Source organism: Salinicola sp. DM10 (assembly GCF_017306975.2).
Taxonomy (GTDB): domain Bacteria; phylum Pseudomonadota; class Gammaproteobacteria; order Pseudomonadales; family Halomonadaceae; genus Salinicola.
Genome location: NZ_JAFLEN020000002.1, coordinates 142,570 through 156,661, shown reverse-complemented (window position 1 = coordinate 156,661; position 14,092 = coordinate 142,570). Strand labels below are relative to the sequence as shown.

Here is a 14,092-nt window from a genome sequence, read left to right as displayed (position 1 = left end):
AGCCAAGGTCTCTCTCATCACGCTTGATCGCTTCTCATATGCTCCAGCCGAATAAAACACGAAACCGAAAGCCGATATGGTTATGAAGATAATCTATTTATGCGCCTGAAAGACTCGCTCTATCCTCGCGGACATAGACCGCCATCGAGCCCGCCATGAACTTCCAGCAGCTACGCATCGTGCGCGAGACCGTGCGCCAGCGCTTCAACCTGACCGACGCCTCTAACGCCCTCTTCACTTCGCAGTCCGGGGCGAGCAAGCATATTCGCGATCTCGAGGAGGAGCTCGGGATCGAACTGTTCGAGCGGCGTGGCAAGCGCATTCTCGGCCTGACCACCGCCGGAGGCACTCTGCTGGAGACGATCGAGCGCATCCTGCTCGACGCCGAGAACCTGAAACGCTCGGCGCAGCAGCTGGCCAACCAGGATCAGGGCCGGCTCGCCATCGCCACCACCCACACCCAGGCGCGCTACTCGCTGCCGCCGATCGTGGCCCAGTTCAAGGAGCGCTTTCCCAAGGTGAACCTGGAACTCCACCAGTGCAGCCCGTCGGAGATCGTCTCGCTGCTCAAGAGCGGGCGCGTGGATATCGGCATCGCCACCGAGGGCGTCAACGAGGAGGGTTCGTCGTTCGTGCGTTTTCCCTTCCACCACTGGCATCACGGCATCGTCGTTCCCACCGGCCACCCGCTGGCACAGAAGCAGGACCTGCGACTCGAGGATATCGCCGACTATCCCATCGTCACCTATCACGAGGGTTTCACCGGGCGCACGCGTATCGATCAGGCGTTCCAGGCCGCGGGGCTGGTGCCCAACGTGGTGCTCACGGCACTGGATGCGGATGTGATCAAGACCTACGTCGAGCTCGGCCTGGGCATCGGCGTGATCGCCTCGCTGGCCTACAGCGACGAGCGCGATCGCGGCCTGACCCTGCTCTCGGGGCGGACGCTGTTTCCCCGCAACACCACTTACCTCGCGCTGCGCCGTGGCCATTTCCTGCACGCCTTCGCCTACGCATTTCTACAACTGTGCAGCGATGATCTCGACGAGGATACGGTACAGCGTGCGCTCGGTGGCCGCCGCGACTAGGCAAAAAAAGCGGCCCTCTGGAGGGCCGCTATCGCGCGATACCGCGAGTCGATGCCAGCGCGCTGGCCGATACGCTCAGCGCTTGGCGTGGAGCCGCTCGGCGTGGTAGCGCAGGTGGTCATCGATGAAGCTGGCGATGAAGAAGTAGCTATGATCGTATCCCGGATGACGACGCAGCGTCAGCGGGTGATCGTGCTCTTCACACACGGCTTCCAGGCGCTCCGGCTTGAGCTGCTCGTCGAGGAAGTTGTCGGCTTCACCCTGATCGATGAACAGCGGCTGGCGCGACGACCCCTTGGCCACAAGTTCGCAGGCATCGTACTGGGTGCGCAGGCCGACATCCTCGCCGAGATAGTGCTCGAACGCCTTCTGGCCCCAGGGCACCTGCGTCGGGTTGACGATCGGCGCGAACGCCGACACCGCGGCGTAGCGCCCCGGCTGGCGCAGCGCCAGGACCAGCGCACCGTGACCGCCCATGGAGTGGCCGCTGATCGACTCGCGGCCATTGACCGGGAAGTGCAGCCGCACTACCGAGGGCAGCTCCTCGGTGACGTAGTCGTACATGCGGTAGTGGCGCGACCACGGCTCGCGCTTGGCGTTGAGATAGAACCCGGCGCCGGAGCCGAAGTCGTAGCTGTCGTGCTCGCCGGGCAGGTCGAGCCCACGCGGGCTGGTGTCCGGGCAGACGATGGCGATACCCAGCTCGGCGGCGGTCTTCTGTGCCCCCGCCTTCTGCATGAAGTTCTCATCGGTGCAGGTGAGCCCGGAGAGCCACCACATCAGCGGCACCCGGCCCTCCTCGGCCTGCGGCGGGAGATAGATCGCGAAGATCATGTCGCAATCCAGCGCCCGCGAGTAGTGCTTATAGCGCTTGACCCAGCCACCGAAGCTCTTGGTGGCGGAGACCAGCTCCAACTGCTCGCTCATCGACATGGTTTTCTCCTGGCAGCACCGGCGGTTTCACCGCCGGTGGGTTGGGCACGTCTCAAATGTGCTTCACGCGAGTTCGGGCGCGTATCACTCGGGCAGTTCCGGGCCCGTGTCGAACGCCTTGCGCGCGGCTTCGGGCGCGTATCACTCGGGCAGTTTCGGGCCCGTATCACTCGGGCAGTTTCGGCCCGTGTCGAACGCCTTGCGCGCGGCTTCGGGCGCGTGTCGAACGCCTTTCGCGCAGCTTCGGGCGCGTATCACTCGGGCAGTTTCGGGCCCGTATTAAAAGTGCAGCACGGTGCGGATGCTCTTGCCCGCATGCAGCAGCTCGAACGCCTCGTTGATCTGGTCGAAGGCCATGTCATGGGTGACGAACTCGTCGATCTTGATCTCGCCATCCATATAGCGCTGGACATAGCCCGGCAGCTCGCTGCGGCCCTTGACGCCACCGAAGGCGGAGCCCTTCCAGACCCGGCCGGTCACCAGCTGGAACGGCCGCGTCGAGATCTCCTCGCCGGCCCCGGCGACGCCGATGATGATCGATTCGCCCCAGCCCTTGTGGCAGCACTCCAGCGCCGAGCGCATCACGTTGACGTTGCCGATGCACTCGAAGGAGTAGTCGACGCCGCCATCGGTCAGGTCGACGATCACCTGCTGAATCGGGTCGCTGTAATCCTTCGGGTTGACGAACTCGGTGGCACCGAACTGGCGCGCCAGCTCGAACTTGTCCGGGTTGACGTCGATGGCGATGATGCGCGACGCCTTGGCCATCTGCGCGCCCTGGATCACCGCCAGGCCGATCGCACCCAGACCGAACACCGCGACCGTGGCGCCCGGCTCGACCTTGGCGGTATTGAGCACCGCACCGATGCCGGTGGTGACGCCGCAGCCGAGCAGGCAGATCTTGTCCAGCGGCGCTTCCTTGGAGACCTTGGCCAGCGATACCTCGGGCAGCACGGTGTACTCGGAGAAGGTCGAGCAGCCCATGTAGTGATGGATCGGCTTGCCGTCGAGGGAGAAGCGCGAGGTGCCGTCGGGCATCAGGCCCTTGCCCTGGGTGGCGCGTACCGAGCTGCACAGATTGGTCTTGCCCGAGAGGCAAAACTTGCACTTACCGCACTCGGCGGTATAGAGCGGGATGACGTGGTCGCCGGGCACCAGGCCGGTCACGCCTTCGCCCACCGCTTCGACGATACCCGCACCCTCGTGACCCAGCACCGAGGGGAACAGCCCTTCCGGATCCTTGCCCGAGAGCGTGTAGGCGTCGGTATGGCAAACGCTGGTGGCGACCATGCGTACCAGCACTTCACCCGCCTTGGGGTCCTGGACGTCGATCTCTTCGAGGGAGAGGGGTTTGCCCGCTTCCCAGGCTACGGCAGCACGCGATTTCATCTTCTGGTCTCCTTTGAGGGGGGCGAGTCGCTCACCTCGCCAAGGCGAGGTCTGGCGATCATCTTTGATTAGGCTTGCACGCAGTCTAGACGCTCGCCGGCTGGCAATAAATCTGAAGAAATGCACATAATCATTGCTGCACAGCAATAATCGAGGAGTCGTCATGTCGCGCTGGGAGGGGATCGAGGCGTTCGTCGCCGTGGTCAGGCTGGGCACCTTCACCCGTGCCGCGGAGTCGTTGAAGGTCTCCAGCTCGCACGTCAGCCGTCTGGTCAGCCAGCTGGAGCAGAGCCTCGGCGCACCGCTGCTCTACCGCACCACGCGCCAGATCCGTCTGACCGACGGCGGCGCGGTCTACTACGAGCACTGCCGTTCGCTGCTCGACGGCTTCCGTGAAGCCGAGGATGCGCTCAATGCGCTGCAGCCGCTGCCCCAGGGGCGTCTGGCGATCAGCTGCGCCACCACCTTCGGCGAGCGCTACATCGCGCCACTGGTCAACGAGTTCCACTGCCGCCATCCCCAGCTCGATGTCCAGCTCCACTTCACCAATCGCGCCGTGGCGCTGATCGACGAGGGCTTCGATATCGCCATTCGCATGGGGGTGCTCAAGGACTCCAGCCTGCTGGCACGGCGCCTGTGCGAGCGGCGCGAATACGTGGTCGGCTCCCCGGCCTACTTCCAGCGCGTCTCGACCCCGCACAGCCTGTCGGAGCTTTCCCACCACAACTGCCTGAGCGGCTCGCGCGACAGCTGGCTGTTCCAGGTCGACGGTATGCAGCGCGAGATTCGCGTTTCCGGCAACTGGCGCGGCAACTCGGGGCCGGCGCTGCTGGACGCGGCGCGCCGCGGTATCGGCCTGGCCCAGCTGCCGGACTATTACGTCGAGCCGGCGCTGGGGCGCGGCGAGCTGATCTCGGTGCTGGACCGCTACCAGTTCACCGACACCGCCGTGTGGGCGGTCTATCCGCGCCATCGCCAACTGTCATCGAAGATCCGACTGCTGGTCGACTTCCTGGTCGCGCGACTACCGGCGACCATCGCCGGCTGGGCCAGCGGTGATGGAGGAGGTGGTGTTGGAGATGGTGGAGATGGTGGAGATGGTGGTGTAGATCGTGACTCGGCCAGGATGGCAGCGCCGTGATGGCCGGTGCCGACCGCCTGTAGGGCAGGCACCGGCTCGCGGTCGAGATCAGTGGTTGAAGAAGTGATCGATGCCGTCGTTGAGATAGGCGTCGCCGAACTCCGCCTCGCGTGCCAGCGCGGCCGGGTCGGGCAGCTCGATGCGCTGGCGCGAGCGCAGTATCAGCCCCTCCTCGCGGAAGGTGGTCAGAGTCCGGCTGACATGCACCGACGAAAGCCCCAGCGCGTCGCCGAGATGCTGCTGCGACAGCGGTAGACGAATACTGTTGCCATCGCGCGCGTTGGTGCGCTCCAGGCGCACGTACATTTCGTAGATCAGATGGGCCAGACGCTGGCGCGCGCTGCGCCGGGCCAGGTTGACCAGCCGCTCGGTGAGCAGCGCCTGCTGGTGCGACGAGATGGCGAAGAAGATCGCCGACAGGGTCAGCGATTCGCGAAAGACATTGATCAAGCGGCGGTGCGGAAAGTGGCAGATGACGCCATCTTCGAGCATGGCGACGCCGGTCAAACGATCCTTGAAGGCAAACTCGCGCAGGCCGATGATGTCGCCGGGCAGATAGATCTCGAGGATCTGACGCGAGCCATCCTCCATATGCCGGAAGGAGTAGGCCCAGCCGCGGCTTAAGGTGCAGAACTCACGTGCGCTGTCGCCCTCCTGCCACAGGATCTGATCGGCCTTGACCTCGCTCGGGCTCTTCTCCAGATCCGCCAGCAGCGCCTCGTCGTTCTCGGAAATTTCACCGTAGTGCTTGAAGTGACGAATGATGCAGCTGTCTTTGCTCATTTCCCTTGGCCTTGTGGTCTAACCCGCAACAGGGTGCGCGCGCTATCCAGCGTGACGACAGCGAGTCATCATCACCGATCGCGCGACGCACACCAGACTGCCCCGAGAAGCCCCAGGCACGGTGTGTGGCCGCGCCGACGCTCTCGCTGCAGGGACTCCTGGATTCAGGGATTTGATAGTGGCACAGCTCTAGCTCAATTTCCTTATCACCGTTGATATCGCCTTCACCGGCATCGCTGTCAGCGTGGCCAAGGGCAGTGTCCGGGCGCTCAGCACTCGATGGTGTTGACCGCCAGGCCGCCGCGCGAGGTCTCCTTGTACTTGTCCTGCATGTCGCGACCGGTGTCGCGCATGGTACGGATCACCTTGTCCAGCGAGACGAAGTGCTCGCCGTCACCGCGCAGCGCCATCTGGGCGGCGTTGATCGCCTTGACCGAGGCGATCGCATTGCGCTCGATGCAGGGTACCTGAACCAGCCCGGCGATCGGGTCGCAGGTCAGCCCGAGATTGTGCTCGAGGCCGATCTCGGCGGCGTTCTCGACCTGCGCCGGCGTCCCGCCGAGCAGCTCGGCCAGCCCTGCCGCGGCCATCGCGCAGGCCGACCCCACCTCGCCCTGACAGCCGACCTCGGCGCCGGAGATCGAAGCATTGGTCTTGCACAGGATGCCGATCGCCGCGGCCGCCAGCAGAAAGCGCACCACATCCTTCTCGCACGCCCCGGGCTGGAACTTCATGTAGTAGTGCAGCACCGCCGGGACGATGCCCGCCGCGCCATTGGTGGGCGCGGTGACCATGCGCCGCCCGGCAGCGTTCTCCTCGTTGACCGCCAGGGCGAAGAGGTTGACCCAGTCCATCGCCGAGAAGGTGCTGGCGATCAGCCCCTTGTCGTCGTCCAGGGCCATCAGGCGTCGGTGCAGATTGGGCGCGCGCCGACGCACGTTGAGACCACCCGGCAGCACGCCCTGCTGATCCAGGCCGCTGTCGACGCAGGCCTTCATCGCTTCCCAGATGCGCCACAGCCCGGCGCGGGTCTCGGCCTCGCTGCGCCAGGCGCTCTCGTTGGCGAGCATCACGTCGCTGATCGAGAGTTCTTCGCGGCGACAGATCTCGAGCAGCTCCACGGCATTGCGAAACGGGAACGGCAGGCGCACGCCGCGGGTGGCACTCTCGCCGTGTTCGGCCTGCTCCTCGTCGACCACGAAGCCACCGCCGACCGAGTAGTAGGTGTTGGCGTAGATCGTCGCGCCGCGACGATCGCTGGCCACCAGGCGCAGCGCGTTGGTGTGGTAGTCGAGGATCTCGTCGCACCACTCGACGTCGCGGGCGGGATCGAAGTCGATGGCATGCACGCCGGCCAGCGACAGGCGATGATCGCGCTCGACGGCAGCGAGCTTGAGCGCCAGTTCGTCGGGATCGACGCTCACCGGCTGCTCGCCCATCAGCCCGCCGAGCACCGCGCTGTCGGTGTTGTGGCCCTTGCCGGTGGCGCTGAGCGAGCCATAGAGTGTGACCTGCACACGTTTGACCGGCTGCAGCAGCGCATGCTCGCGCAGCGTGGTGACGAAGGTGTGTGCTGCCTGCATCGGGCCCACGGTGTGTGAGCTGGAGGGCCCGATGCCGATCTTGAACAGGTCAAACACGCTGAAGGTCATGGTCGTCTCCCCTGGGAGCGTCGCACTGGAATCAGAAAGCGTCGTTGCGAGAACCGATGCTTGATGTAGTTTGACTTCAGTGTGCTCGCCGGTTACACCGGTCTCAATCGAATATATCTGCCCAGGGTTTTAGTCAGGCTAAATCATGGCCCAGTCACTCAATGCTCAGACCCACGCCTGGCTGAAGGTCTTCGCCGTCAGCGCCAGGCACCTCTCCTTCACCCGTGCGGCGGAGGAGCTGCACGTGACCACCGGAGCGGTCAGTCAGCAGATCAAGCAGTTGGAAGAGCGCCTGGGATTCCGGCTGTTTCGACGCCTGCCGCGACAGCTGGCGCTCACCGAGGAGGGCGAGCGCCTGGCCGGGGTGGTGTCCCAGGCCTACGATGCGGTGGGGCTGGAGATCGACCGCCTGCGCGGCGGGGTGATGAGCGGCGTGCTGCGTCTGCGCTGCCTGCCCTCGTTCCTGGCCAAGTGGCTGATGCCGCGGCTGCCGCGACTGCAGGCGCGCTTTCCCGATATCGAGCTGCACCTGAGCGCCGAGGACAGCAACCTGTCGCTGCTCGACGGCGGGTTCGATCTGGCGATCGATCTCAACGATGGCCACTACCCCGGGCTGCAGACCTCGGCGCTGATCGACGAGCGCATCTTCGCGGTCTGCTCGCCGCAGCTGCTGCGCCGGCGCCCACCGCTGACCCACCCCGATGCATTGGGCTACTACCCGCTGCTGCACGATGTCACCGCCTGGCGCGGCAGCCACGACTACGCCGAGTGGGAGCACTACCTGGCGGCGATCGGCGGCGAACACGTCAATGTCCGCCGCGGCTATACCTTCAACCGCAACCAGCTCACGGTGGAGGCGGCGATCTCCGGCATGGGCGTGGCGATCGCCCGGCGTACGCTGATCGGCGACGAGCTGGAGAGCGGACGCCTGATCGCGCCCTTTGCCGGCTCGGTCGCCACCGGCAAGCGCTACGGACTGGTCTATCAGCAGGGCGCCCTCGATGACCGCCGCGTCCGGGCGATCCACGACTGGCTGGTTGAGGAGGCCGAGCGCGGCCGGCTGACGGAGCAGCCGCTCGGCGATGCGGCTGAGGGGCAGTAGACGAGGGAGAGTATTAGACACGCAGGACGCCCGCACGGCACGCCCACTCTGTATACACAGTGTGGGTGGGACGTACGGGCGTCGCAGGTATTCGGCAGAGACGTGGCAAGCAGCGTGAGCTGGTTTTTCCTTGACCTATATTTTCCCTGACTCAGTTGTCGGCCACCTTGGGCGGGTCGATCTCGAGCTTCTGCGCGGCGATCACGGCCTGGGTGCGGGAGTGCACGCCGAGCTTGCGCAGAATGGCGGTGACGTGGGCCTTAATGGTGGCTTCGGAGACGTTCAGCTCGTAGGCGATCTGCTTGTTGAGCAGCCCCTCGGTGAGCATGTTGAGCACGCGGAACTGCTGCGGGGTGAGCGAGGCGATCGCTTCGGCGAAGCGGGCGTCTTCCTCGTTGCCCTCGCCCATCGCATCGGCCATCTCGGCGGGCAGCCACACTTCCCCCTTGAGCACTTCACCGATCGCCTCGGCGATGGCGTCGAGCGAGGCCGACTTGGGAATGAAGCCGGAAGCGCCGTAGTCGATGGCGCGACGCACCACGTCGAGCTCTTCGCTGCCCGAGACCACGGTGACCGGGATATCCGGCATCTGACCGCGCAGTTGAATGAGCCCGGAAAAACCGTGCGCCCCCGGCATGTGCAGATCGAGCAGGATGAGATCGGCATCCGGGTGACGCGTCACCACCTCGGTGGTCGCTTCCATGGTATCCGCTTCGACGATTTCCGCCTGGGGCGATACCTGGCGCAGCGCCTGATTGAGCGCCGCCCGGAAGAGTGGGTGGTCATCGGCAACGATGAATTTCTGGGCAAAAGCCATTGAATCTCCTCCGGGACTGTCGAAACGTCGAGCGAGTTCGGGGCATGTGGCTCGTCAACGGACAAAGTGGTTCAACTTTGGATTAATGGCATGTTACCCCATGCAATCGTCGATTCCCAAGCCTCAAATCGAGGCGTGAAAAAACTGCCGTCCGACGCCGCTGCAGGGCACGCCAGGAGACTGGAAGCGCGCTCTGAAAAGCCGCTATCCCAGCCACAAAGAGGGGGGATGACTCGCACTAACGGCTTAACCCAGGATAACGCCGATACCCCATGTTTATCCGCAACACGCGGATTAAAAGCGCAGATATCGGCATCACCCTGAATCACTCATTTAATCATACAGATGAAAACCGGGCTTATCGAGTAAGCCCGGTGTCTACACCTTTTCACGACTTGATATGGCGGTTCTCGATCAGATCCTCGACCACGCTGGGATCGGCCAGCGTCGAGGTATCGCCGAGACCGTCGCACTCGTTGGCCGCGATCTTGCGCAGGATACGCCGCATGATCTTGCCCGAACGCGTCTTGGGCAGACCCGGCGCCCATTGGATCACATCCGGCGTGGCGATCGGCCCGATGTCCTTGCGTACCCACTGCTTGAGGGTCTGCTTGAGTTCGTCGCTGGGTTCGACATCGTCGTTGAGCGTCACGTAGACGTAGATGCCCTGCCCCTTGATATCGTGGGGGTAGCCCACCACCGCGGCCTCGGCCACGTCAGGATGGGCGACCAGCGAGGATTCGATCTCGGCCGTGCCCATGCGGTGGCCGGAGACGTTGAGCACATCGTCGATCCGCCCGGTAATCCAGTAGTCGCCGTCGGCATCGCGACGGCAGCCGTCGCCGGTGAAGTAGACGCCCTCGTAGGTCGAGAAGTAGGTCTGCACGAAGCGTTCGTGATTGTTCCAGATCGAGCGCGCCTGACCCGGCCAGGAGTCCAGAATCACCAGATTGCCGTCGGTCGCCCCCTCGAGGCGGTTGCCGTCGTTGTCGAGCAGTGCCGGCTGCACGCCGAAGAACGGCTTGGTCGCGCAGCCCGGCTTGAGATCGGTGGCGCCCGGCAGCGGCGTGATCATGTGGCCGCCGGTCTCGGTCTGCCACCAGGTATCGACGATCGGGCAGCGCGAGTTGCCCACCACGCGATAGAACCAGTCCCACGCTTCGGGATTGATCGGTTCGCCGACGGTACCCAGCACGCGCAGGGTCTCGCGCCGGCTGTCGTCCATGATGCGCTCGCCGTGAGCCATCAGCGAGCGGATCGCGGTGGGCGAGGTATAGAGGATCGAGACCTCGTGCTTGTCGACGATCTGACCGATCCGCCCGTGACTCGGGTAGGTCGGCACGCCCTCGAACATCAGCGTGGTGGCGCCGTTGGCCAATGGCCCGTAGACGATATAGCTGTGGCCGGTGATCCAGCCCACGTCCGCGGCGCACCAGTAGACCTCGCCATCGTGGTAGTCGAAGACGGCACGGTGGGTCAGCGCAGCGTAGAGCAGATAGCCACCGGAGGTGTGCTTGAGCCCTTTCGGCGTGCCGGTGGAACCGGAGGTGTAGAGGATGAACAGCGGGTCCTCGGCGTTCATGGTCTCCGCCGGGCACTCCTCGGACTGCGCGTCGACCTGCTCGTGGAACCACTGGTCGCGACCTTCATGCCAGGCGATCTCGCCACCGGTGCGCTTGACCACCAGCACATGCTCGACCACATCGGTGCCGTCGCGGGTCAGTGCCGCGTCGACGTTGTCCTTCAGCGGTACCTGCTTGCCACCGCGCACCGACTCGTCGGCGGTGATCACGATGCGTGACTGGGAGTCGACGATACGTCCGGCCAAGGCATCCGGCGAGAAGCCGCCGAACACCACCGAGTGCACCGCACCAATGCGCGCGCAGGCGAGCATCGCCATCGCAGCCTCCGGCACCATCGGCATATAGAGCGTGACGGTATCGCCCTTGCCAACGCCCATGGCCTTCAGCGCGTTGGCCAGCTGCGAGACCCGGGCATGCAGCTGGCGATAGGTGATCACCTTGTGCTCGTTGGGATCGTCGCCTTCCCAGATGATCGCGGCCTGATCACCACGCGTCTCCAGGTGGCGGTCGAGACAGTTGTAGGCGACGTTGAGTTCGCCATCCTCGAACCAGCGAATATCGACGTTGTCCGAGGCGAAGGAGGTATTCTTGATGCGTGTCGGCGGGCGGCTCCACTCGAGCGCCTGGGCCTGCTCACGCCAGAACCCCTCGGGGTCTTCGACCGACTGCCGATAGAGTGCCTCGTAGCGCTCGCGATCGAACCAGGCCTTGTCTGCCAGCGCTTGGTCGACAGGATAGACCCGCTGCTGCTCGCTCATGGCGATCTCCCCTTTTATTCGGATTCGAGACTTTTACTCGGATTCGAGAGCCGGCGCGCCGACTTCCGGCGACCCACACGACCCCCGCTGTCATGGTGAAAGCTCAATCAGCTCAATGCGATAGCGGATCGGCTACGAAGACCGCCAGCATATAACGCTGGCGACGGTCACCCCCTATTAGACCTTCGTCTGGTCTCAACCTAGATCACTGGGCCAGCCGCGGCCAGCGGCGGTCGCCCCGCCCCTTGCGCCATGGCTAGTCGGCTGGGTGGTCGGTATCGTACCCGAGATAGTCCAGCTCTCCGCGGCAGCGGCGGCAGCGGTAGCGGGTGCCGCGCTGGGCGCCAGCGTGGCGCCGCGCACTGAAACGGTGGGGCTGTGTACAGCGGCAGCGATAGAGATAGGGCATGGGGCTGGCCCGGGCCACGTCGAAACGGTGGGTGACGCTCGGCGCCAACCCGTAGAGACCACGCATCACGCGCTGCCACTCACGCCCATGGGGCCGAGCGCGAAGCCCCTCGTCGAGATGGAACACCAGCCAGTGGGCCATCTCGTGGGGCACGATCTCATCCATGAAGGCGGCCCGATTCTCGTCGAGCAGGGTGGCGTTGAAGCGCAGCCCGCCGCGCTGATAGTGCGCCTGCCCGGCGCTGCGGCCACGCAGGTCGAACCAGATGCGCGGGCGCGGCAACCCGGGGTGGACCTCCCGAGCCAGCTGCCAGGCGCGCTCGGCGCGCGCGACCAGAGCCTGCTGCAGGGCAGCACGATCCAGCCGCGCCAGGGCGTGCGGATCGGCAGGGGCGAGTGCGGGCGTGCGCGGTGACGTTGAGAGCGAAGTCATGGGGCGGTCGCGTGGCATGGCTGAGTATCGATGACGGCGGTCGCTAGGGTCGATCGCTGCGGGCAGGCGATGAGCGGGAAGCCGGTGGTAGAATGCCGCCATCGGCGGGAGGCGTCCAGCGCCCCCGCACCGTGATTCTTTATCCCAGTCCAGGAGCCCTCATGTCCGACGACCACGACGACGCCATCGCCAGCCATCCACCGCTGGACGATAACGGCCTGGCGAGGCTCGACGAGTTTCTCGCCCCCGAGCAGTTGGGCGAGGAAGCCCCCGACGTGGTCAGCGCCCACGGCTTTCTGGTCGCCCTGGCCGTGGCACCCCAGTCGCCGCCCCAGGCGCAGTGGCTGGCGGAGCTATTCGAGACGGCCCCCGCGTTCACCGAACTAGCGGCGCGCGATGAAGTCATCGCGTTGATGGAAACCCTGACACGCCAGGCCGGCGATATTCTCGAGCGCGGCGAGTGGCTGGAGCTGCCATTCGACAGCGAGCTCGACGACGACGGCGAGATGGCCGCCGCCATCGAGGATTGGTGCGCGGGCTTCATGCAGGCCGTATTTCTCGATGAAGCGACCTGGTTCGCCCAGGACGAATCCCACGTCGCCGCCCTGCTGCTGCCCTTCATGGCGCTCTCGGGGCTGTTCGAGGAGGAGCCGGAAATGGCCGAGATGGTCGCCGACGAGGCGCAGTTCAGCGCCCTGGCTGCCCAGTTGCCAGAGCTGACCCTCGATCTCTACCTGCATTTTCGCGTACCGCCGGAGCCACCCAAGCGCGGCCCGGGCAAGTCGGGTGGGAAACAGACAGGCAAGTCCCGCGGCGGTGCGCGCCAGGGCGGCGCTAGGCAGCGCGGCGGCAAGCGCTGAGGCGCCGCTACTTGAGCCGCGTCATCCAGGCATTGAGAGTGCCGAACGCCCATTCACGCACCCGCTGCCACCAGGGTCGGCGCCGCCAGGAGGAGGCGTCGATCCGCTGACTGGCAGCGAAGTTGCGCTGGAACAGCTGGGCGACCTCGGCGGCAAAGGCGCTATCCTCGATCTCCTGATTGGCCTCGAGATTCCACTGCAGGCTCCAGTGGTCGAAGTTGCACGAGCCCAGCGAGACCCAGTCGTCGACGACACAGAACTTGGCGTGGATGAAGTTGGGCTGGAACTCGTAGATCTGCACGCCGGCCTTGAGCAGGCGCCCATAGAAGCGCTGCCCGGCGTAGCGGATACCCGGATGGTCGTGATGCCCACCGGCGAGCAGCAGGCGCACGTCGATGCCGCGCCGCGCGGCCTGGGCCAGTTGGCGGCGCAGGCTCAGGGTGGGCACGAAATAAGGCGTGCACAGCCACAGCCGTTGGCGCGCGGTGGAGATGCGCCCATGCAGCGACAGCCGGATCGCCTGGTAGCGGTGGCCGCGCCCGGAGATCACCCGCCCGCGGGCGCCCTCCCCGATACCGACCACCTCCTCCGGCGCCGGCGGCAGGCGCGGCGAGAGCCTTGCCCGCGAACGCCCGCCGCGGGTCAGCGGCGAATCCCACACCTGCGCGAACAGACGCATCCAGTCGTGGACCACTGGCCCCTCGACGCGCACCGCCACCTCGTACCAGGCATCCACGAACTCGTCGACGATGCCGAAACCGCCGGTGAACGCCACCTCGCCGTCGACCACCACCAGCTTGCGGTGGTCGCGCATCAGGTTGCCGCCCAGTCGAGTCACCGAGAGCGGGTTGAAGAAACGCAGTTCGACCCCGGCGGCGCGCAGGCGCTGGCGGTCGCGCCGCGCCAGCCCCATGCTACCGACGCCGTCGAGCATCATCCGCACCGCCACGCCGCGAGCTACCGCGGCCTCCAGCGTCTGCAGGAAACGTTCGGCCAGGGCACCCGACTCCATCAGATAAAGCTCGATCCACAGCTGTTCGCGCGCGCCCTCGATCGCCGCTCGCATGGCCGGCCAAAAGCGTTTGCCTTCCGGGAGTAGCTCGAAGCGATTGCCGCCCTTCCATGTTGCGCGCATGCCATTTTCC

12 protein-coding genes are annotated in these 14,092 nt (G+C 65.4%); 4 read left to right on the top strand and 8 right to left on the bottom strand.

Going from position 1 to position 14,092, the window contains the following annotated elements:
• Positions 1 to 155 precede the first annotated feature (155 nt).
• Positions 156 to 1,088: a CysB family HTH-type transcriptional regulator gene (locus J0A90_RS09485; RefSeq protein ID WP_207035133.1), complete on the top strand. Its 933-nt coding sequence runs from the start codon at positions 156 to 158 to the stop codon at positions 1,086 to 1,088.
• Between the two features lie 75 nt (positions 1,089 to 1,163).
• Here the strand turns inward: J0A90_RS09485 and fghA are convergent, their stop codons facing one another.
• Together fghA and J0A90_RS09475 are read right to left on the bottom strand one after the other, a co-directional pair.
• Entirely contained in the window at positions 1,164 to 2,021 is an 858-nt protein-coding gene (gene fghA, locus J0A90_RS09480; RefSeq protein WP_106418334.1) for an S-formylglutathione hydrolase, read from the bottom strand.
• A gap of 279 nt (positions 2,022 to 2,300) precedes the next feature.
• A complete protein-coding gene (locus tag J0A90_RS09475; protein WP_035474924.1) occupies positions 2,301 to 3,410 on the bottom strand; it encodes an S-(hydroxymethyl)glutathione dehydrogenase/class III alcohol dehydrogenase in 1,110 nt (369 codons plus the stop codon).
• A 163-nt stretch (positions 3,411 to 3,573) separates the two neighbouring features.
• Here J0A90_RS09475 and J0A90_RS09470 point away from each other — a divergent pair, with 163 nt between their 5' ends.
• Complete coding sequence (locus tag J0A90_RS09470) at positions 3,574 to 4,551, top strand: LysR substrate-binding domain-containing protein (RefSeq protein WP_233076668.1); 978 nt, start codon at positions 3,574 to 3,576, stop codon at positions 4,549 to 4,551.
• Positions 4,552 to 4,599: 48 nt separating this feature from the next.
• Here the strand turns inward: J0A90_RS09470 and J0A90_RS09465 are convergent, their stop codons facing one another.
• Both J0A90_RS09465 and J0A90_RS09460 read right to left on the bottom strand, forming a co-directional pair.
• A complete protein-coding gene (locus J0A90_RS09465) occupies positions 4,600 to 5,334 on the bottom strand; it encodes a Crp/Fnr family transcriptional regulator (protein WP_233076667.1) in 735 nt (244 codons plus the stop codon).
• Between the two features lie 269 nt (positions 5,335 to 5,603).
• The gene (locus J0A90_RS09460) at positions 5,604 to 6,986 is read right to left on the bottom strand and encodes an L-serine ammonia-lyase (RefSeq protein WP_035474926.1); all 1,383 of its coding nucleotides are present in this window, start codon (positions 6,984 to 6,986) and stop codon (positions 5,604 to 5,606) included.
• 145 nt (positions 6,987 to 7,131) lie between these two features.
• On the opposite strand from J0A90_RS09460, the gene J0A90_RS09455 reads away from it, so the two are divergent.
• Positions 7,132 to 8,088, top strand: coding sequence for a LysR substrate-binding domain-containing protein (locus J0A90_RS09455; RefSeq protein ID WP_207035141.1), 957 nt, complete (start codon positions 7,132 to 7,134; stop codon positions 8,086 to 8,088).
• Positions 8,089 to 8,239: 151 nt separating this feature from the next.
• Here the strand turns inward: J0A90_RS09455 and J0A90_RS09450 are convergent, their stop codons facing one another.
• The 3 genes from J0A90_RS09450 to J0A90_RS09440 form a co-directional block, all read right to left on the bottom strand.
• Positions 8,240 to 8,905, bottom strand: coding sequence for a response regulator transcription factor (locus J0A90_RS09450; protein ID WP_035474928.1), 666 nt, complete (start codon positions 8,903 to 8,905; stop codon positions 8,240 to 8,242).
• A gap of 388 nt (positions 8,906 to 9,293) precedes the next feature.
• A complete protein-coding gene (gene acs / locus J0A90_RS09445; protein ID WP_207035143.1) occupies positions 9,294 to 11,246 on the bottom strand; it encodes an acetate--CoA ligase in 1,953 nt (650 codons plus the stop codon).
• Positions 11,247 to 11,502: 256 nt separating this feature from the next.
• On the bottom strand, positions 11,503 to 12,087 hold the full coding sequence (locus tag J0A90_RS09440; protein ID WP_207035145.1) for a SprT-like domain-containing protein: 585 nt from the start codon (positions 12,085 to 12,087) through the stop codon (positions 11,503 to 11,505).
• Between the two features lie 161 nt (positions 12,088 to 12,248).
• On the opposite strand from J0A90_RS09440, the gene J0A90_RS09435 reads away from it, so the two are divergent.
• Positions 12,249 to 12,947 (top strand): YecA family protein, encoded by a 699-nt coding sequence (locus J0A90_RS09435; RefSeq protein WP_207035147.1) that lies wholly within the window; start codon positions 12,249 to 12,251, stop codon positions 12,945 to 12,947.
• A gap of 7 nt (positions 12,948 to 12,954) precedes the next feature.
• Here J0A90_RS09435 and J0A90_RS09430 read toward each other — a convergent pair whose 3' ends face one another.
• Complete coding sequence (locus tag J0A90_RS09430) at positions 12,955 to 14,082, bottom strand: phosphatidylserine/phosphatidylglycerophosphate/cardiolipin synthase family protein (protein ID WP_207035149.1); 1,128 nt, start codon at positions 14,080 to 14,082, stop codon at positions 12,955 to 12,957.
• Positions 14,083 to 14,092: the final 10 nt, after the last annotated feature.

What these genes read in the sequence shown, in the direction of transcription:
- J0A90_RS09485 (WP_207035133.1), top strand. Translation starts at nt 156, where the DNA reads ATGAACTTCCAGCAGCTACGCATCGTGCGCGAGACCGTGCGCCAGCGC.
- fghA (WP_106418334.1), bottom strand. Translation starts at nt 2,021, where the DNA reads ATGTCGATGAGCGAGCAGTTGGAGCTGGTCTCCGCCACCAAGAGCTTC.
- J0A90_RS09475 (WP_035474924.1), bottom strand. Translation starts at nt 3,410, where the DNA reads ATGAAATCGCGTGCTGCCGTAGCCTGGGAAGCGGGCAAACCCCTCTCC.
- J0A90_RS09470 (WP_233076668.1), top strand. Translation starts at nt 3,574, where the DNA reads ATGTCGCGCTGGGAGGGGATCGAGGCGTTCGTCGCCGTGGTCAGGCTG.
- J0A90_RS09465 (WP_233076667.1), bottom strand. Translation starts at nt 5,334, where the DNA reads ATGAGCAAAGACAGCTGCATCATTCGTCACTTCAAGCACTACGGTGAA.
- J0A90_RS09460 (WP_035474926.1), bottom strand. Translation starts at nt 6,986, where the DNA reads ATGACCTTCAGCGTGTTTGACCTGTTCAAGATCGGCATCGGGCCCTCC.
- J0A90_RS09455 (WP_207035141.1), top strand. Translation starts at nt 7,132, where the DNA reads ATGGCCCAGTCACTCAATGCTCAGACCCACGCCTGGCTGAAGGTCTTC.
- J0A90_RS09450 (WP_035474928.1), bottom strand. Translation starts at nt 8,905, where the DNA reads ATGGCTTTTGCCCAGAAATTCATCGTTGCCGATGACCACCCACTCTTC.
- acs (WP_207035143.1), bottom strand. Translation starts at nt 11,246, where the DNA reads ATGAGCGAGCAGCAGCGGGTCTATCCTGTCGACCAAGCGCTGGCAGAC.
- J0A90_RS09440 (WP_207035145.1), bottom strand. Translation starts at nt 12,087, where the DNA reads ATGACTTCGCTCTCAACGTCACCGCGCACGCCCGCACTCGCCCCTGCC.
- J0A90_RS09435 (WP_207035147.1), top strand. Translation starts at nt 12,249, where the DNA reads ATGTCCGACGACCACGACGACGCCATCGCCAGCCATCCACCGCTGGAC.
- J0A90_RS09430 (WP_207035149.1), bottom strand. Translation starts at nt 14,082, where the DNA reads ATGCGCGCAACATGGAAGGGCGGCAATCGCTTCGAGCTACTCCCGGAA.